Annotated in this window: 19 protein-coding genes and 2 tRNA genes; 13 read left to right on the top strand and 8 right to left on the bottom strand. The window is 37.0% G+C overall.

Annotated elements, in window-relative coordinates; translation table 11 throughout:
* Positions 1 to 196: 196 nt before the first annotated feature.
* From ASG38_RS12605 to serS, 3 genes are all read right to left on the bottom strand, one after another.
* Positions 197 to 517, bottom strand: a complete 321-nt coding sequence (locus ASG38_RS12605) for a DUF4286 family protein (protein WP_056071530.1) — start codon at positions 515 to 517, stop codon at positions 197 to 199.
* 112 nt (positions 518 to 629) lie between these two features.
* Positions 630 to 2408: a tetratricopeptide repeat protein gene (locus ASG38_RS12600; protein WP_056071526.1), complete on the bottom strand. Its 1779-nt coding sequence runs from the start codon at positions 2406 to 2408 to the stop codon at positions 630 to 632.
* A 98-nt stretch (positions 2409 to 2506) separates the two neighbouring features.
* Positions 2507 to 3778, bottom strand: coding sequence for a serine--tRNA ligase (gene serS, locus ASG38_RS12595; RefSeq protein WP_056071523.1), 1272 nt, complete (start codon positions 3776 to 3778; stop codon positions 2507 to 2509).
* A gap of 159 nt (positions 3779 to 3937) precedes the next feature.
* Here serS and ASG38_RS12590 point away from each other — a divergent pair, with 159 nt between their 5' ends.
* Complete coding sequence (locus ASG38_RS12590) at positions 3938 to 5857, top strand: M1 family aminopeptidase (protein ID WP_056071522.1); 1920 nt, start codon at positions 3938 to 3940, stop codon at positions 5855 to 5857.
* A gap of 59 nt (positions 5858 to 5916) precedes the next feature.
* On the opposite strand, the gene ASG38_RS12585 is transcribed toward ASG38_RS12590, so the two are convergent.
* Positions 5917 to 7122: an MFS transporter gene (locus ASG38_RS12585; RefSeq protein WP_157486173.1), complete on the bottom strand. Its 1206-nt coding sequence runs from the start codon at positions 7120 to 7122 to the stop codon at positions 5917 to 5919.
* Positions 7123 to 7156: 34 nt separating this feature from the next.
* Positions 7157 to 8113 (bottom strand): aldo/keto reductase, encoded by a 957-nt coding sequence (locus ASG38_RS12580; RefSeq protein ID WP_056071518.1) that lies wholly within the window; start codon positions 8111 to 8113, stop codon positions 7157 to 7159.
* Positions 8114 to 8346: 233 nt separating this feature from the next.
* Here ASG38_RS12580 and rseP point away from each other — a divergent pair, with 233 nt between their 5' ends.
* The 9 genes from rseP to ASG38_RS12535 all read left to right on the top strand — a co-directional run bounded on the left by rseP (position 8347) and on the right by ASG38_RS12535 (position 13950).
* Positions 8347 to 9684, top strand: coding sequence for an RIP metalloprotease RseP (gene rseP / locus ASG38_RS12575; RefSeq protein ID WP_056071515.1), 1338 nt, complete (start codon positions 8347 to 8349; stop codon positions 9682 to 9684).
* Between the two features lie 86 nt (positions 9685 to 9770).
* Positions 9771 to 9844, top strand: a tRNA-Asn gene (locus ASG38_RS12570).
* A 369-nt stretch (positions 9845 to 10213) separates the two neighbouring features.
* Complete coding sequence (locus ASG38_RS12565; protein WP_157486172.1) at positions 10214 to 10903, top strand: hypothetical protein; 690 nt, start codon at positions 10214 to 10216, stop codon at positions 10901 to 10903.
* Between the two features lie 16 nt (positions 10904 to 10919).
* Positions 10920 to 11342: a hypothetical protein gene (locus ASG38_RS12560; protein WP_056071507.1), complete on the top strand. Its 423-nt coding sequence runs from the start codon at positions 10920 to 10922 to the stop codon at positions 11340 to 11342.
* Positions 11343 to 11400: 58 nt separating this feature from the next.
* Positions 11401 to 11829, top strand: a complete 429-nt coding sequence (locus tag ASG38_RS12555; protein ID WP_056071505.1) for a hypothetical protein — start codon at positions 11401 to 11403, stop codon at positions 11827 to 11829.
* A 39-nt stretch (positions 11830 to 11868) separates the two neighbouring features.
* Positions 11869 to 12162, top strand: a complete 294-nt coding sequence (locus ASG38_RS12550) for a hypothetical protein (protein ID WP_056071502.1) — start codon at positions 11869 to 11871, stop codon at positions 12160 to 12162.
* Positions 12159 to 12656 (top strand): hypothetical protein, encoded by a 498-nt coding sequence (locus ASG38_RS12545; RefSeq protein WP_056071499.1) that lies wholly within the window; start codon positions 12159 to 12161, stop codon positions 12654 to 12656. Before ASG38_RS12550 ends, ASG38_RS12545 begins: the two co-directional genes overlap by 4 nt.
* Before the next feature lie 11 nt (positions 12657 to 12667).
* The gene (locus tag ASG38_RS12540; RefSeq protein WP_056071496.1) at positions 12668 to 13060 is read left to right on the top strand and encodes a hypothetical protein; all 393 of its coding nucleotides are present in this window, start codon (positions 12668 to 12670) and stop codon (positions 13058 to 13060) included.
* 188 nt (positions 13061 to 13248) lie between these two features.
* Positions 13249 to 13950: a hypothetical protein gene (locus ASG38_RS12535; protein ID WP_056071493.1), complete on the top strand. Its 702-nt coding sequence runs from the start codon at positions 13249 to 13251 to the stop codon at positions 13948 to 13950.
* Positions 13951 to 14113: 163 nt separating this feature from the next.
* Here ASG38_RS12535 and ASG38_RS12530 read toward each other — a convergent pair whose 3' ends face one another.
* Entirely contained in the window at positions 14114 to 16090 is a 1977-nt protein-coding gene (locus ASG38_RS12530; protein ID WP_056071490.1) for a tetratricopeptide repeat protein, read from the bottom strand.
* Between the two features lie 170 nt (positions 16091 to 16260).
* Between ASG38_RS12530 and ASG38_RS12525 the strand changes: the two genes are divergently transcribed.
* On the top strand, positions 16261 to 16920 hold the full coding sequence (locus ASG38_RS12525) for a DUF6766 family protein (RefSeq protein WP_056071487.1): 660 nt from the start codon (positions 16261 to 16263) through the stop codon (positions 16918 to 16920).
* 6 nt (positions 16921 to 16926) lie between these two features.
* Here ASG38_RS12525 and ASG38_RS12520 read toward each other — a convergent pair whose 3' ends face one another.
* Positions 16927 to 17379, bottom strand: coding sequence for a response regulator (locus ASG38_RS12520; RefSeq protein ID WP_056071484.1), 453 nt, complete (start codon positions 17377 to 17379; stop codon positions 16927 to 16929).
* Between the two features lie 14 nt (positions 17380 to 17393).
* Complete coding sequence (locus tag ASG38_RS12515; protein WP_056071481.1) at positions 17394 to 17951, bottom strand: AraC family transcriptional regulator; 558 nt, start codon at positions 17949 to 17951, stop codon at positions 17394 to 17396.
* Positions 17952 to 18123: 172 nt separating this feature from the next.
* On the opposite strand from ASG38_RS12515, the gene ASG38_RS12510 reads away from it, so the two are divergent.
* Positions 18124 to 18195: transfer RNA gene (locus ASG38_RS12510), tRNA-Arg, on the top strand.
* A gap of 963 nt (positions 18196 to 19158) precedes the next feature.
* Positions 19159 to 21204, top strand: a 2046-nt coding sequence (locus tag ASG38_RS12505; protein WP_162239700.1) for a hypothetical protein, incomplete at its 3' end; no start/stop codon positions are given.

Here is a 21204-nt window from a genome sequence, read left to right as displayed (position 1 = left end):
CTATCATCTATTATCTGCTGTCTTATTTATGATTTGCGATTTTAGATTTATGATTTATGATTTCGGATTACCTAACTGTCTCTCATCTATCATCTATTATCTGCTGTCTTATTTATGATTTGCGATTTTAGATTACCTAAACACCAGTCATCTATTATCTTTCATCTGCCATCTATTATCTGATTTCTAATTTCACCTAAACCGATTTATGATCACTAATGAATTCCAGTTCTGTCCGGAAGGCAAGCATTTTGTCGCCAAACAGCCTTTGTCCTTCTTCTCTGAATCCGGGTGCGTGCTCCTTATAGTAGCTGTCCAGATTTTCTCTGGAATCTGCCCAATATTGCACCGAATAGGTTACTCCACCCATTTCTTCTTCTACCAGAACTTTTACAAGACGTGCCGAAGAGAACTTTCCAGTTCCGAGAATTTCCGGAATGTGCTTGTGCTGCATCCAATGAAGCCATTCATCATGTACCGATTCGTGAATATTTATGGTTACGTTGTATATTATCATTTCTTAGAATATTAGATTTTTAGATTCCGCTAATGAAGCGGTTTATTTTGAAAAATTCGTAATTCGTAATTCGTAATTCGTAATTCGTAATTCGTAATTCGTAATTCTATAATTATAAATTCGTATCACCCCGCAACTGCCTGAATTTTTTCCTTGCCTCTACAAAATAGATACTGTCTTCGTGGTTGAATAAGATTTGTTCGTATAATGCTTTTGCCTTATCAGTATCTTTCAGTTTTTTATTGTAAATCTCTGCCGAAAAATAAAGCGCTTCATCAATATAGATTCCGTCTTTGTGGTTATCGATTATCCCCTGATATTGTGCCAAGGCGGCATTGTAGTCACCTAGCTTTTCATAAGTCTCGCCAATTCGCAAGAGTGTTTCGTCTTCGATTTCCTGACCTTTGTATTCCTTCAATATCGATTGGAATTGTTCCAGTGCTTCCTTGTTTTTATTCTGATAGAGCAAATAATCGCCTCTGGCAAATTTCTTTAACCCAACCTGTGTCGAATCTGCTACCGTATTGTCATTAATTAAAAGAAACAATTCCAAAGCATCATTTGCTATAAGCTGTGTTGAGGCTGACTTTAGTTCCTTAAATTGTTTTAGTGCCCATTCAAAATCGGTTTTGAAATAGCTGGTTTTAGCCGCTTTCAGGCTTGCTTCATGTCCAACGGCATCGTTCTTCAAATCTTCTTCTATCTGGGAATAATAAATCAATGCCTGATTGAATTTTTCTTCATAAAGCAGAATATCGGCCAATTCCATTTTTACATCTGCGGTCTGGTACTTATTTAAAGGTAATTCCAATGCGCGTTTTAAAACCGCCTTCCCTTCTTCCGGATTTTTAAGATTAAAAGTTGCAAAATGAGCTTGTAATATCTGTAACGATAAGGTGTAAGGACTTATTCCGTATTTTTTAACCAATAAATCCAGTTCACTTTTTATGGCTGGATATTCTTTTTCGGGTGCTTTTTGAATTTTCGATTCCATTAAAAAATAATGCGCCCTGATTTGCAAATCCAAATCCTGCGTGTTTTCCAACACAAAGGCAAAAATTTCCTTTGCTGTTTCTTCTTCATTCTCTTCCATTGCCAGTTCGGCCAGGTTTACGATATTCGAAAAAGATTCCGGGTCACGTCTGTAGATGGCCTTTTCCTGGATAAATGCTTTGGCATAATCTTTTTGCTGTACAAAAAACCAGCTTAGGAACTGATTCCAGAATATATCCTGATTTTTCTGGGCACGAACCAGAAGTGCCTTGCGCAATGCCGTATTGAATGTTTCTTCAGCTTCTTCTGTCATGAAACGCGAAAGCTGGTTTTGAATCATGATAGTGTTGTTCTGGTTGGAATAGGCTTCTTCCAGAAAAGTGTCAATCATGAGGTCCATCTTGCCCAATTGTCCGTAAATGACAGCCATTTGGTAATTGAATTTGAATTTGGGTTCCAGCTTTATTGCCAGATTATAGGACTCCAGAGCATATTCCAGCAAGACTTTTTTCTCGAAAGTGTTGGCCACGGCATAGACGTTGGATGGATTTTCATTAATCTTGCTTATTGCCTGTTCATAAAACTTTTTAGCTTTTCCGGCATCTTTCTGCAATTGATAGTTGTATCCTATCTCAACCAGAAGTGACGGCTGCTTGTATTTTGCATAACGTTCCTGAAGGCGCTTGTCTGCCTGGTCATATTGTTGCAGTTGCTGATAGGATTCTATTATTTTCTGGAAATAAAAACTGTTGCCTTGCTGATTTTTCAGCAGTTCGTCAAAACTAATGATGGCTTTTTCAAATTCTCCTTTATCAAAATAATTGATAGCCAACTGTTCGTTTTGTGCAAAAACAAACAGTGACGCAAACAAACTTAAGAATAGGAAAATCTTTTTCATTGTAGTTTAATGCAAAAAGGTATATAACAATGTACTAATATAACAATTTTAAGGCTGAATTAGTACATTGCTACATTAAACTATTGGTTAATTGTTCCTTAATTTATAATATCAAATCCGGTATAGGGACGCAGCACTTCCGGAATCACGATACCTTCCGGTGTCTGGTAATTTTCCAAAATGCCTGCCAATACCCTAGGCAAAGCCAAAGAACTACCGTTCAGGGTATGTGCCAAATGGTTTTTACCGTCTTTATCTTTGTAACGCAACTTCAATCGGTTAGACTGGAATGTTTCAAAGTTGGATACCGAACTGATTTCCAGCCAACGGTCTTGTGCTGTTGAAAACACTTCAAAATCATAGGTCATGGCAGATGCAAACCCCATATCTCCTCCGCAAAGACGAAGAATCCTGTAAGGAAGTTTCAGTTCGTTCAGGATGGTTCTTACGTGCTCTACCATACCTTCCAAAGCCTCGTATGATTTTTCCGGATGTTCCACCCTTACAATTTCAACCTTGTCAAATTGGTGCAAGCGGTTCAAACCGCGAACGTGTGCCCCATAGGAACCTGCTTCTCTTCTAAAGCATGGTGTGTAGGCCGTGGCCAGAATTGGAAGTTCGTTTTCCTGCAAAAGAACATCGCGGAATAAATTGGTTACCGGAACTTCTGCTGTTGGAATCAAATAAAGGTCGTCTGTAGCGTCATGATACATTTGTCCTTCTTTGTCCGGAAGCTGTCCTGTTCCGTAAGCCGATGCTTCATTTACAAAATGCGGTACCTGAAATTCCTGGTAGCCGGCTTCCGTATTTTTATCTAAGAAATAGGTAATCAGCGCACGTTGCAATTTGGCTCCTTTTCCTTTATAGACAGGAAATCCCGCACCCGTGATTTTATTTCCTAATTCAAAATCAATAATGTCGTATTTTTTTACCAGTTCCCAGTGTGGCAAAGCTTCGCCATGCAGTTCCGGAATGTCACCTTCCTGCAAAACGGTTACGTTGTCTTCCGGAGTTTTCCCTTCCGGAACAATATCTGCCGGAAGATTTGGAAGCAGGTACAATTGCTCTGTCAACTCGTTTGTATATACGTCAAGTTTTTCAGCCAATTCCTTGCTTTTTTCTTTTAGCGAAGTTGTTTTGGTTTTCAGCAATTCTGCTTTTGCCTTCTCGCCGCTTTTCATCAACTCGCCTATGTCTTTGGATAGCTTATTCGATTCCGACAAAATATTGTCCATTTCAGCCTGTGTCGCTCTTCTTTTTTCATCAAGCTGCACGGCTAGTTCAACAATACTTTTGGCATCCATGTTTCGTTTTGCCAAAGCTTTGAGGACTTTCTCCTGGTTTTCTCTAATAAATGCTATCTGTAACATCGTTCTGGTTTTATAAAGGTAGCAAATTTAAGGAAAAAAGGTTGACAGTTGCAAAGTTAGCGACCAACATAGTGTAAAGTTTTAAATGCGGCTCTAGTCCTGATAAATTAACACCTTGTGTGTGATTTATTAATTACATTTGGGAAATTTTTCCAGATTATGAAAAAAATATACCTGCTGCTTGCTTTATCTCTGTCAGGCATTGGTTTTGCGCAAAGTTCCTCTTCGCAAAACCATCAAATAGCTGAGGCAGAACGAAAATCAGCAGTAAAAAAGATTAACTTCAGAAATAACCCCAATACTGAAAATTACGATGTTACTTATCACAGGCTCCGGTTTGAGGTAAATCCAAGCAATTACTATGTTAAGGGGAATGTGACTACTTATTACAGGGCAAAAACAAATATGAGCACTGTTACTTTTGACCTTGCAGATGAATTGACTGTCAGTTCCGTAAAGCAAAGAAACACCTCGCTTAGTTTTACGCAAAACGGCACCAATGAATTGGTTATTAACCTGCCTGCCGTTCAAAACACAAATGTACTGGATTCATTGACAATTGTATATGAAGGAGCTCCTCCGGCACAAAGCGACGGATTCAACACTTATACACATGCCGGAAATCCGGGTCTTTACACCCTTTCAGAGCCTTTTGGAGCCAGAGACTGGTGGCCATGCAAACAGGACCTGAACGACAAAATTGAAAACCTAGACGTATTTATAAAAACCGGTTCCCAATATGTAAGCGTTGCCAACGGAGTTCAAATCAGTTCTGTAAATAATGGAGATGGTACAAAAACCACACATTTCCGTCATGGTTATCCTATTCCGGCCTATCTTGTGGCTATTGCCGTGACCAATTACGCCATCTTCACACAACAGGCAGGAACAGCACCACACACCTTCCCGATTGTGAATTACATCTATCCCGAAAGCCAGGCCGTTGTCCAAAATGATTTGGCTGTTACTGTGCCTATTATGAATTTGTTTGAGCAGCTGTTTGAGACCTATCCTTTTGCTAACGAAAAATATGGCCATGCGCAATGTTCTCTGCCCGGCGGAATGGAACACACTACGGTTTCTTTTATGGGTAGTTTTGGCAGGGATTTGATTGCCCATGAATTAGCCCACCAATGGTTTGGAGATAAAATTACTTGTGGCAGCTGGAAAGATATTTGGCTTAATGAAGGTTTTGCCAGCTATCTGGCCGGTCTTGTTATTGAGGATATGGATGGCGCTACTAATTTTAATTCCTGGAAAAGCGGCTTGATTAACAATATCACTTCACAGCCCGGCGGTGCGGTTTATCTGACAGACAGTGAAGCTTTAGATGCGGGAAGGATTTTTAGCAGCAGGCTGTCTTATGACAAAGGTGCTATGGTTGTACATATGCTACGCTTTAAACTGGGTGATACTAACTTTTTTCAGGGTATTAAAAACTATCTGGCCGACCCGACTCTGGCGTATGGCTATGCGATAACCGAAAACCTAAAAACACACCTGGAGGCTGCTTCCGGAATGGATTTGGATGAATTTTTTAATGATTGGGTGTATGGTCAGGGTTATCCAAGATATACCATAACGGTGAGAAATTTTTCTCCGGGTGTAGCCCGTTTTACTGTAAGCCAGACACAATCCCATTCATCGGTTTCCTTTTTTGAAATGCCGGTTCCGGTTCGTGTAACTGGCACAGGAGGCCAGTCTTTGGATTTGATTTTGGACAACACTACCAACAACCAGACCATCGACAAAAATGTTCCGTTTGCGATTACAGGCATTACCTTTAATCCAAAAAGCGACATTATTGCAAGAAACAGTACCGCTACATTAGGAAACGAAGCTTTCGTATTGGATGAAAACGTAAAGCTTTACCCTAATCCTGCCTCTCATTCCTTACAGTTAGAACTTCCTGACAATGTAGTGCTTGAAAAAGCAATTTTCTACAATGCCTTGGGACAAATCATAAAGGAAACGGCTTCTCAGACTTCATGGGATGTTTCAGCCTTGCCGGTTGGAGTCAATTTTGTGAAAATAATTACGGATGCCGGAACAAAACAAATGAAGTTTATCAAGGCATAATTGAACCTATAAAAAAGGGCTTCCGAATGGAAGCCCTTTTTCGTTATAACAAAAACATTTTATTGTATTGCCTTGATTCGGCTTGCCATAAAAGCAATCAGCACTCCAAAGATTCCGATAAAGGCAAAGGAAAATTGCAGTCCGGCGGCTTCGGCAATAAAACCGATAACCGGAGGCCCCATCAGGAAGCCCAGGAAACTCACACTGGAAACAATGGTTAATGCTTCGCCCGGAGCAACTGTTGCATTCTTTCCGGCAATACTGTATACTGTTGGCACGATCGTCGAAACACCAAGACCTACCAGCATAAAGGCCAAAGTAGACGGAATGAGATAAGGCAGAAAGACGGAGGTAAACAATCCGATTGAAATGAGCAGTCCGCTAATTTGCAGCACTCTTTTCCGTCCATATTTATGAATTAGACGGTCGCCTAAAAATCGTCCGCTCGCCATCATAATCATAAATGAGGTATATCCTAAAATCACTAACGGGCCGGGCGCTTTAACGATTTCCTTAAAATAAACACCACTCCAGTCAAACATGACTCCTTCACTCGCCATACAGCAAAAACCGATAATGCCCAACCAGAGCAAGACACCATCCGGTTTGGCAAAAAATTTCTTCTTCTCAGAAGATTTTTTCTCTTTTGCCCTGATTAGGTATTTGTAATTGGCTGCCATCAGTACAAAAACAATAAGGGCAGCTATTACAAAATGTTGAAAAGGTGACAGTTTTAATGCCAGCATTGCAATACCGATTAGGGCTCCTGAAAAGCCGGCCGTACTCCAGGCTCCGTGAAACGACGACATGATGGTTCTTTTAAAAAGTCCTTCTGTATAAACTCCCTGCGTATTGACGGCAATATTACTCAGGTTTCCGAAAATTCCAAACAAAAACAGACCCAGAGAAAGTTGCCAGGGTTTTTCTGCCAGGCCAAGATTGGTTAGGGCAATTGCATATAATGCCAATGCGATGAGTAAAATTTTATGGCTTCCGTATTTTGTAACCAGTTTTCCTGAAAAGGGCATAATCATAAGCTGACCGAAAGGAAGGGCAAAGAGAATGGAACCCAAATCGCTTTCGCTTAGGTGAAGCGAGGCCTTAATGTCCGGAATACGGCTTGCCCAGGTGGCAAAACACAATCCCATTCCAAAATAAAAAAGGGAAACCGCCCAACGTATCCGTTTTAAATAAGACTCTTTGGCATGTTTATAGCCTTTAAGTTTGGGACGGGTGTTGAAGGCGTTGATAAATCTGAATTCCATCAATAATTAACAAATTTGTTTGTTCTGATATTTTTTATTGTTGCCAGGCACTGGCTTTGTCTAACAAGCGGATGGCATCTGCATCCAGATTTAGCTCCGGTGCCAGGATGATGCTTTCTAACTGGCTTTTGCTGGTGGCACTGACTATTGGAGCCGTAACCGATGGTCTTTGTATGAGCCATGCCAGCGATACGGCTGCGGGTGTGGCTTTGTATTGGTTTGAAATTTCATCAAGTGCCGCCAGGATTTTCAAACCTCTTTCATCGAAGTATTTGTCCATATCTCCGCCTCTCGGACTTTTACCCAAATCGTCTTTTGTTCTGTATTTACCGGTCAGGAATCCGCTTTCGAGAGAAAAATAAGTAATTACGCCCAGTCCATTTTCTAACGCCAGCGATTCGTATTGGGTTTCATATTTTTCTCTGGCATATAAATTATAGTGAGGCTGCAGGGTTTCATAACGCGGAAGTCCTTTGGCAGCACTGGCTTCTAAAGAAGCGAGGATTCTTTCGGGCGACATGTTTGATGTTCCAATCCAACGAATTTTACCGTCTTTTTGTAATTGGGCATAGGCTTCCAATGTTTCTTCTACCGGAGTTTCTACATCATCAAAATGGGTTTGGTATAAATCGAGGTAATCGGTTCCGAGTCGTTGCAGCGAGTCTTCAACAGCTTTGAGTATGTATTGTTTTTTCAGTCCTTTTCTGCCATCGCCCATATCAGAACCCACTTTGGTGGTCAGGACAATATTGTGGCGGTTTTTCTTTTCTTTCAGCCATTTGCCAATGATTCTTTCTGATTCGCCTCCTGTATTTCCGGGTGCCCAGCGTGAGTAAACATCAGCCGTATCAATAAAATTAAAACCTGCTTCTGTAAAGCCGTTTAAAATTTCAAAGGATTTCTTTTCGTCTAGAGTCCATCCAAAAACGTTTCCTCCAAACGCCACAGGATAAATATGCAGGTCTGTATTACCCAATTGTCTTTTTTCCATGATTGTATAAGTTTAGTATAGTTAGCAAGATGCCGGCAATGGCATAAGGCAGAAATAGAGTGGAATGCACGCTGATTCCGTTTCAAAAAGTAAAATTACTTCACATCGCCTAAACTAAAAATTCCGATTTCAAAGATTAACAAACATTTAAAATATTGAAAAATGAATAATCCCACCGTAAGTAAATAGAAAACACTATTTTTGTTCGCAATTATTGAATCTAAAATTAAAAAATGGAAATAGTTATTAAGCTCTCTCAGTTTTTGTTGAGTTTATCCTTGCTGATTGTATTACACGAATTGGGACACTTTATCCCGGCCAAATTATTTAAGACCCGGGTTGAAAAATTCTACCTTTTCTTTGATGTAAAATTCTCACTGGTCAAGAAAAAAATTGGTGAAACAGTTTACGGAATCGGATGGTTGCCACTTGGCGGCTATGTGAAAATTGCAGGGATGATTGACGAGAGCATGGACAAGGAACAGATGGCACTTCCGCCACAGCCTTGGGAATTCCGTTCCAAACCGGCCTGGCAACGACTTATCATTATGTTGGGCGGGGTTACGGTCAACTTTATTCTGGCAATTATCATTTACATAGGCATGGCTTATGTTTATGGCAATACGTATATTTCGAATTCTGAACTAAAAGACGGAATTTGGGTAGCGAGTCCAATAGGAGAGAAAATCGGATTCAAAACCGGCGACAAGATTATTGCTGTTGATGGCAAGAAGGTAGAAAAATTTGACGACGTACAATACAATGTCAATTTTGCCAAAACGGCTACTATTGAAAGAAATGGCGCTGTACAGGAAATCAAACTTCCGGTAGATTTACTGTCCAAAATTATGAAAGAAGAGAGAAGCTACCTGAAATTGCGTGTTCCGTTTACGGTAGCCAATATTTCGGAAGATTCTCCAAATACAAACACCCTTAAAAAAGGAGATATTATCCTAAGTATTGACGGTAAGAAAATGAAATATGCCGATGAGATTTTAGCTTTTAATGAAGCTAATGCGGGCAAAACATTTGATGCGGTCGTTTTTCGAGATGAAAAAGAACAGCCTGTAAAAGTAACGGTTGGTAAGGATGGGAAATTGGGCGTAATGCAAGGCGGACTTAAACCTGAGAACCTTGAAAAATTAGGTTACTATAAAATAAGCCGTGAAACTTTTTCTCTTGCAGAATCATTTCCTGCCGGAATTCAAAGAAGCAAGGATGAACTGGGTCGTTACTTTACACAGCTAAAAGCTATTGTTAACCCTGATACGGGTGCCTACAAAGGCGTAGGAGGCTTCTATGCCATTTTTAATGTTTTTCCTAGTGTTTGGAGTTGGGAATACTTTTGGACGATTACAGCTTTCCTATCGATTATGCTGGGTGTAATGAACCTTTTACCGATTCCGGCATTGGACGGTGGCCATGTGATGTTTTTATTGTTTGAAATCATCACAAGAAAGAAACCGAGCGAAAAATTCCTGGAAAGAGCGCAAGTTGTTGGTTTCTTTATACTTATAGCTTTGGTACTCTTTGCGAACGGCAATGACATCTATAAAGCCATCGTGAAATAGAAAAAAAATTGAAAAATTTCTTCAATTTTATTTGCAAGAAATAAATTTCGCCTTATATTTGCACCGCTTTAAAAGGCAATACGCCTTCCTCCTTAGCTCAGTTGGTTAGAGCATCTGACTGTTAATCAGAGGGTCCTTGGTTCGAGCCCAAGAGGGGGAGCAGAAAAAAAATCCTGATAGAAATATCAGGATTTTTTGTTTTTATTACTCCCTTGAAATTTTTGTCTTTGCTAAAGGCGAAGGCAAGCTTTCCCGAACTTTTATTTATCCTAAAACACAGAATACAACCTACGGTTAATTCCGGCACATAGAATAAGCTATATCGTTATTTTAAATACTTTTGATTCTTAATTATTATTTATTTTGAAATTAAAACATATAACCTGAATCATTTATATTGCTAGAAAATGGAAAACACCTTAACCAATGTCATCGATATTATAAAAAAGAAGGTTTTGCATCCCTATTTGCAATACTTTGTTTTTAATCTGCCTAAATAAGCAGGCAACATATCTATCAAATAAATACTATGAAAATGAATTCTTTTGTAGCGACAACAAGCCTGCTATTATTTGGCAGAATGGCATTTGCGATTTTATTCTGTTTTTTCTTTCTTGTCGGGTTGTTATGGAAGTCAGAAATTAGTATTGAAAATGAATTCTTATTCCTTTTGTTATTTCTTACAGTCTTTCTTCTTACCTATCGACTACTTAGAAAAACAGCATTAATTAAAGTAGAATTATACCCCTACAATAAATCAGAATTTATATTTACTACAAAATATTTTCTGCTTGAAAAGAAAAACAAAACATTTTCTTTAGATCAGGTAAAAGATTATACATATGAAAGCGGTAATGGATATCAGATTTTCACAATCCGATTTAAAAAAAGCCGACCTGTTAAGCTGCTAATCAACACTGATGGGGAGAATATAAAACGATTTTCATCATCCTATGATGATTTTAAAAAACACATCAAATCATACAATAGCTTGAATCCTGAAAATACAATTATGGCAAGGACTCCCATTTACCAAAGAAAAACAGGATGGTACTTCGCCATTGTTATTTTTTTACTACTAATTATTTTACCGGTCTTATATCTGTTTTCAGATTCCCCTGTGAATTGGCCTTTATTATTGGCTTTTTATCCTCCGGCAATACTATACCTTTATAATTTTCTTTCAAAAAGAAACAAACCCAATGATGGAGTTTTATAACTATTAGCAACTAATTATGATAGACTTAGAATATTTAACTCAAAACAGCGGCGACGCAATCCTCCAGGAGTATTCCTATTCTGAAGAAAATCTAATTATTGTTTTAACGTTAGATGAGATTGAACAGGACATTAAATTAACTATCAAAACCGAGGCAGTATCATTTGATATATTTCCCCTGGAAAAGAAACACACTCCTTTTAGGACATGCAGAATTAAGATAGAAAATTTATCAGATGTCCTGGCTACAGAAAAAGGATACTATACTCCAAACAGTAATTTTGAAAAGCTAATGGATGAAACACGGAAAAACTATAATTTAGCATATGGGAAAAAGTCAACTGAAATGAAATATATTTTTTCTCTTGTTGGTTATGGCAGACTCTTATCCTGCTTACTTTCTGATATAGAAATCATAAAAATAGAGGTGCTAAATTAAGTCAGGCAATACAAATTCAGAATTAAAAACCAGCAATAAAATTGTAATCCTTCTAAAAATGAATGTTAAGAAAATTTGGACTGAAACTGATTTTGAAGAAATGGGATGGCATGATAGCCATATCCACGCTATTTCTTTCCCAAACGACGATTTGGAATTTGGTTTAGACATTGACTATCTATTCCAATGGGTTTTAGACAATACCTCCAATTCGTATAAATTTTGGGTATCTCCGTGTACTCTTATTTTCTTTAATGTTCTCTATTTGAGAATTGATATCGATTATCAAAACATGAATTGGTTAGATATTCTGGATATTAACAGAAGCAATCCCCGATTGGGTTTAGACGGAAAAACCACTTTATGGGATTTTGAAATTGTAACAGATAAAGGATCTATTAAATTTGAATCTTCAGGTTATAAACAGGTTGTGAAAAAACAGCCAATATTTAGCGAAAGTCAGGTTTTATTCAGAGAGAAATGGTAAGCTTTGTTTAAGCTGTGATTCGAAAAGACAAGGAACAATATGATATACCTGCCAAATCATTTTTCAAGGGTCGCTTTTAAAAGAAACCGTCTTTCTGATATTGAACTTCTATATTGCGCCCAACTATTACGCCAATTTGATTTGTTATTAGGCGTCGATTTTCCTAAATATCCTCTGGAAGCTGAAAAGCTTAGGATTGATATTGCGGATTTTTACGATTATATATTGCAACCGAAATTATCTAGAAAAGATTTATATAAAGCATCAAAAGTGGAACATTTTATGCAAAATGAAATTCTAGTTACTTTCAAAATAGAGGAATTTATACCGTGAGAGAACTAATTATATACGATAAGTTTCACAACGATCTGTGCTCAATTAAACCTGTCAATGACACCCATTCTGACAGATACTACATGCGAGCTATTATTAAGACCCTATTAAGCTTAGCTAGGGGAAAATTTTATGTTGAAGTAAGCAGAGAAAATTATGATACAACATACTTAAAAGAAAACTTAAAACAAATCATGGTTGATAATAATAGTTTTAAGTCCTCAAGTTTTGAGATTTCGTTTTTTAGCGATGGCATTAGTGAAGAATTAATAGAAATTCTACCCCAACTTTGGTTTGCATACGAACACACTGCCTTTTGTTTTTTTATGGAAAATGAAATTGAAATCGATATCAAAAGAAAGCCCTGGAGTGAAATTACTACGAATACAAAATCTTATGTTTTATTCAAATGGGTAGAAGAAGATGTCCTTTGGATTGGAAAAAGTAATGAATTAGAGTTTGATTTAGTGCGAAAAATAACCAATATTTTTTAGTTTTTATAACAATGAAAAAAATTAAAAACATAGAGAAAATAACGACTGTTTATAGTTCCTGGAAACCATCAGACATAGCTTTTATAAAATCGCTTGAATTATCAGCGGATAATCTTGTTATAACTTTTTATAGCCAACTAAGAAATAGTGTAATGGGATGGCCCGACTCTTCAAAGGATTTTTTTGAAGTAGTAATGACATTTAAAAATATAACTAATCTGAAACTCGATTTTGTTCACCCAGGCCTACAACAAGTTACCGGATTTGATATTCAGGACATATCAGATAATGGTTTAGAAAAAATAAATTTTCTGATTGAAGACTATGAAAATGGAATCATTAGCTTTAGCTGTGAAGACATTGACGTAAATGATCTTTCTGAAAAAAAGCCCATATTTTTTTAAAATTGAGATTCCCTACTTATAGAATTTGTTGTTAATATAAATAAAAGCCAAAAATTATAACGTATTCGAACGGAAACTAAGCTTATAAGAAATGCAAACTGGTTTCAAATGGGAGCTGGTCATTTTTGAGACTTTTTCAAGACAGGAAGATTTTAGAAAAAAACTAGCTATATAAAACTACCTTATTAATGAAAAATAGATTATATATTATTCCTTGTTTATTTGCTTTTTTTTCTTGTAAAAAAAACACTACCGATAAATTAGAATTAAAGATTTTAAACGACACACTTATTGCGTATGATTTTGATTTAAAAAAAGATACTATTAATCTTTTACAGTTTGAAGTGCAAAACAACTCTGATGTCATCTATTATTTTAACCCTTTAATTAATACCAATAGTCTTTTTAATCAGTCAGTCAGTAAAAATGATGTTTCATTAAGGATTCACAGCAAAAAAGATAATCGTGAGGTAAACTACAAAGAGCTTCCTTTCAATTTTGGTTCTAATAAATCGTTGCGTGATTCAGCTGTCAGATACAATTTCGAACATATAACATTAGATTTGGAAAGACTAAAAGCTTCTGACAAGTTTAGATATTATGCCAACAAAGAACAGAACAACCATTTCTTTATTCATCCAAAAGAAAAATTATTTTTTGAAATCTATATAAATTTAACTGACACACTAAATTCTGAATATGGCCGTAGTAGATTTGCCTATTTAAAAAGAGGGAATGATTATTTCGCAAAAATGTATTTAACTAGTGATTCTACTACTATAAAATCTGAACTGCCAAGAAACATACTAAAAACAATAAAAGAAAACAATGTAACAGTCTATCATGGTATTCTTGAAAGTAAAAATAGTATACCCGTAAAAGTTTTTTAAATTTTCAGCTTAATAAAAATTAACAACAAATTGATTTGATATTAAATGTTCTCACATCAGCAAATATGCAACTATAAATTTATCTCAGAAAAAAATCCTGATAGAAATATCAGGATTTTTTTATAATATTATCAATCAGCAGTTTTCAATCAAATCCATAATCTTAACTCTCATAAATATAAGGTATTTCAAAAACGACCTTAGCTCCCAAAACCTTCTCGTCTTTATCTTTTATCGTATCGGTCTGCACAACAAAGTCCTGATTTTTGGTGTAGCTAATCAACCGTTCTTTGGTGATTGTCATTGCCAACGACTTGTGGTTGCTTATGGTTTTCGGGGCATCAAATCCTTTTCCGTTATCGAAAATTTCAAAAAACAGCTTCCCTTCTTTTAGGTAAAAGCGGATATCAATTTTACCGTTTTGGTCTTTATCTGCCAGACCGTGTTTTATGGCATTCTCAATAAAAGGCTGTGTGAGCATGGGCGGCAAAAACAAGGACTCTTTATCAATGGCTTCATCAACAACAAGCGTAAAGCTGAATTTGTTGTTGTATAAAAGCTGTTGGATGGACAAATAATTTTCCATCATGGCTACTTCTTCTTTTAACGAAATATAATTTTCGTTTGAATTCTCCAGAATCTGTCGGGTCAGTATCGAAAACTTACTGAGGTACCTTATGGATTCTTCCTCTTTCTTTTCGCGAATCAGTCCCTGGATATTACTAATTGAATTAAAAATAAAATGCGGGTTCATTTGGGTAATGAGCAGTTTTTGCTTTATTTGGTTTTTCTCAAGTTTTGCAATTTCTTGTTTCTGCTTTGTATTTCTGTAATAAAAATAACCGCCAATCAGCAATACGAGAAGCGCTCCGGAAAGCCCTATAAGCCAATTGTTTTTAACCTCCGCTTTCTTTTGCGCTGCCAGTTTGTAATTTAATTCTTTTTTCTCGAAATCGTATTTGAGCAGCTGTTGCTCCAGCGCATTCTTTGACGCCTGGATTTGGCTGGAATCTACTATCTTTTCATGAAACTGATACATTTCAAGGGCTCTTTCAAAATTTTTGGTCGCTTTGCTGATATCATAAATAAGCTTTGCACCTTGATCCTGAAGGTCAATGCTTCCCGTTTTTTTGCTTAACGTAAAGCCTTTCTCTGCATACAACGCTGCTTTGTTCAAGTCACCTTTTTTAATATACAAATTAGCCAGGCCATGATAAGCGGCGGTCAAGGCCGCATCGTTTGTGGCGGCTGCCAGTTCTTTTATAGTGAAGATTTCATTAAATATTTTTTCTGCTTCGTCCAACTTACCGAGCTGCACTTTTGCATTTCCTAATCGGGATAAAACAAGACCTGTGATGGTATAGTTTTTTATTTTTCTGGATATCTGCAAGGCCTTATTGCAATATGCTACCGATTCTTCATATTTTTTGAGTGATGCATAAGAATAGGCTATATTGGCATAGGCCAAAGATTTAAGATAGCTGGTATGGTCATTGGGTTCCTGTGCATAGGAATCATCATAAAAACGAATTGCCTTTTGATTGTAACTTATCGCTTTTTGATGTTGCTTCTGGCCGATATAAATCTGTCCCAGTCCGGAATAGGCATAAGCCAGATCATCTACATAATATTCTTTGTCTTTTTCAAAATATTTGATGGCGTCAAATATTAGCGGAATGGCCTTGTCGTCCTGATTCATTCGGACATATAGTGCTGCTTTCGTCAGCATATTGGCGTACATCTCATCATACGCTTTTACCGACTTAAAAAGGGCTATACTTTTATCGTGATACACCAATCCTTTTTCGCGTTCTTTTGTAAAAGAATATTCCGTTCCTACAGTAGAATAATAGCTGGCCAGCCAGAGCGTGTACTTCTTTTTCAATTCTGGAGTATTGCTTTTTTTATAATTTTCCAAAGCAATTTTTCCCAACATATTATTCAGGATATAATAATTCTTGTCCTGTTCCATATAATGATAATCCATAGCCTCGCTAATAGCTCTCAATTTTGTCGTATCATGAAGCTTCGGATTGCTTATCAGGGTTTTTATCGAATCGATGACCCTGTCTTGTGAATAGGAGACAGAAAAAGTAAATAAAAGCAGTAGGAATAAAGCTGATTTTGTAATTCTATACATAGGGCTGGAATAGATTAGTCATTAATTGAATTCCAAATGTAACCAATTAATAAGAATATTTTTAAGCCAGCATATCCGGTTTGTTTAGTTTGTTGTTGTAAGATTTCTCTAAAAAAGTATAAACTACTTTTTAAAAAAATAGCAGAAATTTATAGGTATACTAAATCCTTATGAAAAAATTCCTTCGCAATAACAGTCTTACTTTAGTTTTCCTTTTACTTTTCATGGGTTCGTTGGTTGGGCAAGTCTTTTGCGGATATGAAGAGCACAATAAAGAATTGCTACAAGACGGAGCAACTCCAATAACACTTTGGACTTATTTACATTCAGGTCATTTTATCCAATCGACATTTGAAAACTGGGAAAGCGAATTCCTGCAGATGGCTTTGTTTGTTGTGTTGACCATTTTTTTGCAACAGAAAGGCTCTTCAGAGTCAAAAGATTTTGACAAGGCAGAAGCTGTAGACCGCGAACCTTCCAAAAACAGAAAGGATGCTCCCTGGCCGGTCAAAACGGGAGGATGGATTCTGGAACTCTACAAACATTCATTGACTATTGTCCTATTTCTGCTTTTTCTCGCTTCATTCGCATTGCATTTTTACGGAAGTCTTAAAGACGAGAACGAACAGCTTTTATTGAAAGGTCTGCCATTGGAAAAGCCACTGGAATACCTTAGCGATACTCGGTTCTGGTTCGAATCTTTTCAAAACTGGCAAAGCGAATTTTTATCGGTTATGGCAATTATAGTACTTTCTATTTTTTTACGACAAAAAGGCTCGCCACAATCCAAACCGGTTGATGCTCCAAATCAGGAAACAGGGGAAGGGTAATAGTATTTAAATACGAAAAAGAAATGTCCCTTTATCCAGCCCGGAAGTATGAAACTGCCAGTTGATTTTTAAGACCTCATGCAAAGACTGTTTCAGCACTTCAAAATCATTAGGTTTTTTGATATAGATATTGGCTCCACCTACAAAGGTTTTGTGGATGTCCTTTTCTGCCCCGGAAGTAGAGTAAATAGCAATGGATAAGTCCTTAAATTTAGAATGCCGGCGTATTTCCGAAAGACAATCGTCGTATTTGGTACACAACATATTCAAATCTAAAAACAAGATATGTGGCAATTTTCTCTCGTGCGAATCGTGAAGGTAATCCAACAACTCATCTCCTTTACTAAAAAGGGTCAGTTCAACATCCAGCCCAAGTTCTTCAATTGCATCACGAAATAATTCACGGTCTTCCAGGTCGTCATCCGCTAGTGCGATATGCATTTTCTCTTCTTTTTCCATAAAAAAATGTATTTCTAATTGGTATAGGCAATCTTTTTACGTTCACTGATAATCTTTTTGAAAGCCGAAGGCGACAGGCCTGTCACTTTTTTAAATTGTCCCGAAAGGTGGGCAACACTACTATAGCTTAACAAATAAGAGATTTCTGTTAGTGATAATTCCTGCAATAAAAGCTTTTTGGCACGCTCTATTTTTTGCAGTATGATATAGTTTTCAATTGAGGTGTGCGTATATTCAGAAAACACCGCAGAAATATAATTGTAATTCATCTGCAGACGTTCCGCCAGATAACAAGAAATTTTAGACATTGGAAGTTTGTCCCGTCCCACCATTTCAATAATTGTATTTTTAATCCTTTGGATTAGCTGTCCTTTTTGATCATTCAATAAATCAATACCATAACGTTGCAGATTATTTCTCAGCGTAAGAAAAAGAGGGGCAGGCACATTTTTCTGAATTATTATCTCACCCAGATCCTCCACCTCATACCCAATACCCAATTCTTCCAACTGTTCTTGCAGTATCGTCTGGCAGGCTCTATTGATATCATATCTGATGTAAGTCTTTTTCATAATTAAAAGCAGTTATCTTTATTATAAATATAGCAAATAATTAATCCATTGAACAGAATTTTAGCAATCAATTAGTAAATGGTTCACAATTTTATTGAATTACAGAAACAAAATGCCATAAAAACAACCGAAGTTTCAATAATCATGATTTGTTTTTTATTTTTGCATTGACGGCCTCGTAGTTCAATGGATAGAATGGGAGTTTCCTAAACTTTTGATGCAGGTTCGATCCCCGCCGAGGCTACTGAATAACCCTGATTTGTTCTGACAACAGATTAGGGTTTTGTTTTTAAAAAAAGTGCAAACAGGAATTACTTCTCGTGTATAGCATTTGTTATTTCGGTTAAGAAGAAAAGGTATTTCTTTTATATGTAAACTACTCTATTTTGTAGGTATCAGACCTTTGTTTACTAAGAACCTCGCAATTTCCAAACACTATAATCTATTTTTCGGCATATTAAATCCCCTAAGTTTTTCCATCACAAATACCAGTTATACTTCTATATTACCACTTATTCCCGATATCCAACCAGTTATTACTTTATGATTGCCAACACCTTAGTAAATACTCATCTTTGCTATTATAAAAATGTATGGCTGTCTAAGGAATTATCACTGACAGCATCTGAATGACACCATTCAAAAAAGTGTCTCTCGCATCATTCTTCATGTGATTAGGGATTAGTATTAATAGGATGTAAAAAATGAGAGACACTTTTTATTTATAAAAATATAGTTCTGAAAAAACAATTAAGAAAGCGCACCCTATCATAATTCATTGGTTATTTTGATTGGTAATAGTAATTAATATGAAAGATAAGTTATAGGTGCGCTTTCTTCTTTAACAGAAATCATTCTTGGAATTCAAAACTTAATTCTAAAAGCTTAAAAAATATACTAAAAAAATATCGAATTATCAATAAATCAATGCCATTCAATACTATTAAAATTCCAATTAAAAAAATTTAGTCGATAAAGTGTATTTTTTTATCGTTCAAATGCAATTTTTTACTATTTTTGAAACCAATCCTTAGGTTAAGGAAGAATTGTGGGAATCAAATTTTGGTAAAATTTAAGCAGTGTTAAATTTTAATGAGGAAGTGATTATAAGACAAAAGGGAAACATTTAATAGTTATTGATATACAATTTGGGGGAACTGTATAACTCAATAGCATTGCCAAAGTATTGATAACTTTAAGGTTTGCCATGAAAATATATAATCAGCGAAAAAAACTTTGTTTGCTTTACTGCTTCCTGTTTGGGTTGTGTTTTGTGGGCTTCGGGTATGCGCAGATTACTATTTCAACTCCTTCTATAGCATTTACGCAGGCTTGCGCATCAGCAAACTTCAATACTTACAACTTTTCATTTTCATTTTTCCCGGTACAAAATCTTGGTGCTTCTAACCAATTTATTGTAGAATTATCAGATAGAAATGGAAGTTTTGCAAATCCGGTCATAGTTAAAACCCTTACCAATACAACTTCACCAGTTACCAGTAATTTTAATCTGCCAACAAACACTTACGGGGAGGGCTACAGAATTAGGGTCAGGAGTACCAGTCCTTTAAAAGTAAGCCCAAACAGCAATGCTTTTGCCGCTTATTATGCTGCACATAATCAGGCATTTTCAATAAACGGAAATAACAGTACCGTAACACTCTGCGGAAATGAAAGTTTTCTGCTGCAGATAGACAATGACGGAACTTCTGCATCGCCACTCTATTATCCGTCATTGAATTACAAATGGTATAAAAACTTTATCGAAATCCCTGGAGAGCGCGGTGCATCGCTGACGGTGACACAACCCGGTTCCTATTATGTCATTGTTGACTATGGAACCTGTGTAATGAATTCTTATTCCAATATTGTTCAGGTTCAGGTTCAGAGCCCTATCAGCCCCGTCATACAAGCTGAAAACAACTCAACAGCAATTTGCCCTAATGATACCCTGACACTCACCAGTGTATTACAAAATGCCAGCTATACCTATGCCTGGTTCAAAAATAACAACAGCATACCTGGCGCAACCGGCCCAACCTATGAAGCATCTGAAGAAGGCATTTATCATCTGGAAATTACTGCTTCCGGTTGTACTTTCGAGTCCGACCCTATAGCACTAGAAGTCATTGACTTTAACCTGTCACTCAGCACATCTTCACAAATAGTATTAATTCCAGGCGAAACTATTACGGTCAACACTATAACCGATGCACAAAATCCGCAATTCCAATGGCATAAAAATACCTCTCCATTACCCGGAGCAACGCAAGCTGCACTGAATATAACACAGGCCGGAGATTATACTGTTTCGGTTACCGAAGCACAACCTTGCAACATAACGAAAGAAAGCACCGTATCCGTAGTCTATCCATCAGGTTTTGATGTACAAGTCCAAACCGGAACAGGCTATACTTCCTGCACAAGCACAGCTACAACACTGTCAATTTCACGATTTGATGCCATTACAGGAAACAACAACATAAATCTTCTTGGCAACACTTACAATTACAGCTATCAATGGTATAGAAACGACATTGCAATTCCTGGTGCAACAAACATTTCACTTCCGGTAAACAGTCCGTCTGAAAACGGAAACTATCTGTTAAAAATTACCATTCCTGATTTTGGCGTTGTTACGTCAAATACCGTGGCCGTAAATCTTGCCCTTGAAAACAATACTATAACCAACAGTGGTCCACTATGCGAAAACGGAACTGTTCTGCTTTCATCCAATATCACCAACACCACCTATACTTATCAATGGTTTAAAAACGATATTGCAATAGCAGGAGCCGTTTCCAGCACGCATACGGCATCTGAAGAAGGCAATTACTATCTTATAGCCACAAGTGGCACGTGCACGAAACAGTCAAATACTGTTGCATTGCAGATTCCTACTTTCACAATCACTACAACTTCACCTGTTTTTGACATACTGATACCGGGCGAACAAAAAACACTATCCGTATCTACCGATGCCACTGCTCCTCAATTTGCGTGGTTCCGCAACAACGACCCGATTCCGGGAGCCAACCAAAGCAGCTATGTTGCCACACAAAACGGAACCTATAAAGTTGTGGTTACACAAAATCAGGGCTGCGTTATTCAAAAAGAAAAAGTATTTGTATTGGAATATCCAAGCGGATTTGAAGTAACTATTACCCCGACGACCAGTTACACGGCTTGCGATAACGGACCTGTTACCTTATCCGTTACCCGTTTTATTGCCAATACGTCACAAGGTACAATT

The sequence above is a fragment of the Flavobacterium sp. Leaf359 genome (assembly GCF_001423985.1).
GTDB classification, from domain to species: Bacteria; Bacteroidota; Bacteroidia; order Flavobacteriales; family Flavobacteriaceae; genus Flavobacterium; species Flavobacterium lindanitolerans.
Note: the sequence above shows the minus strand (reverse complement) of the source record. Positions and strands in the feature narration are given on the sequence as shown.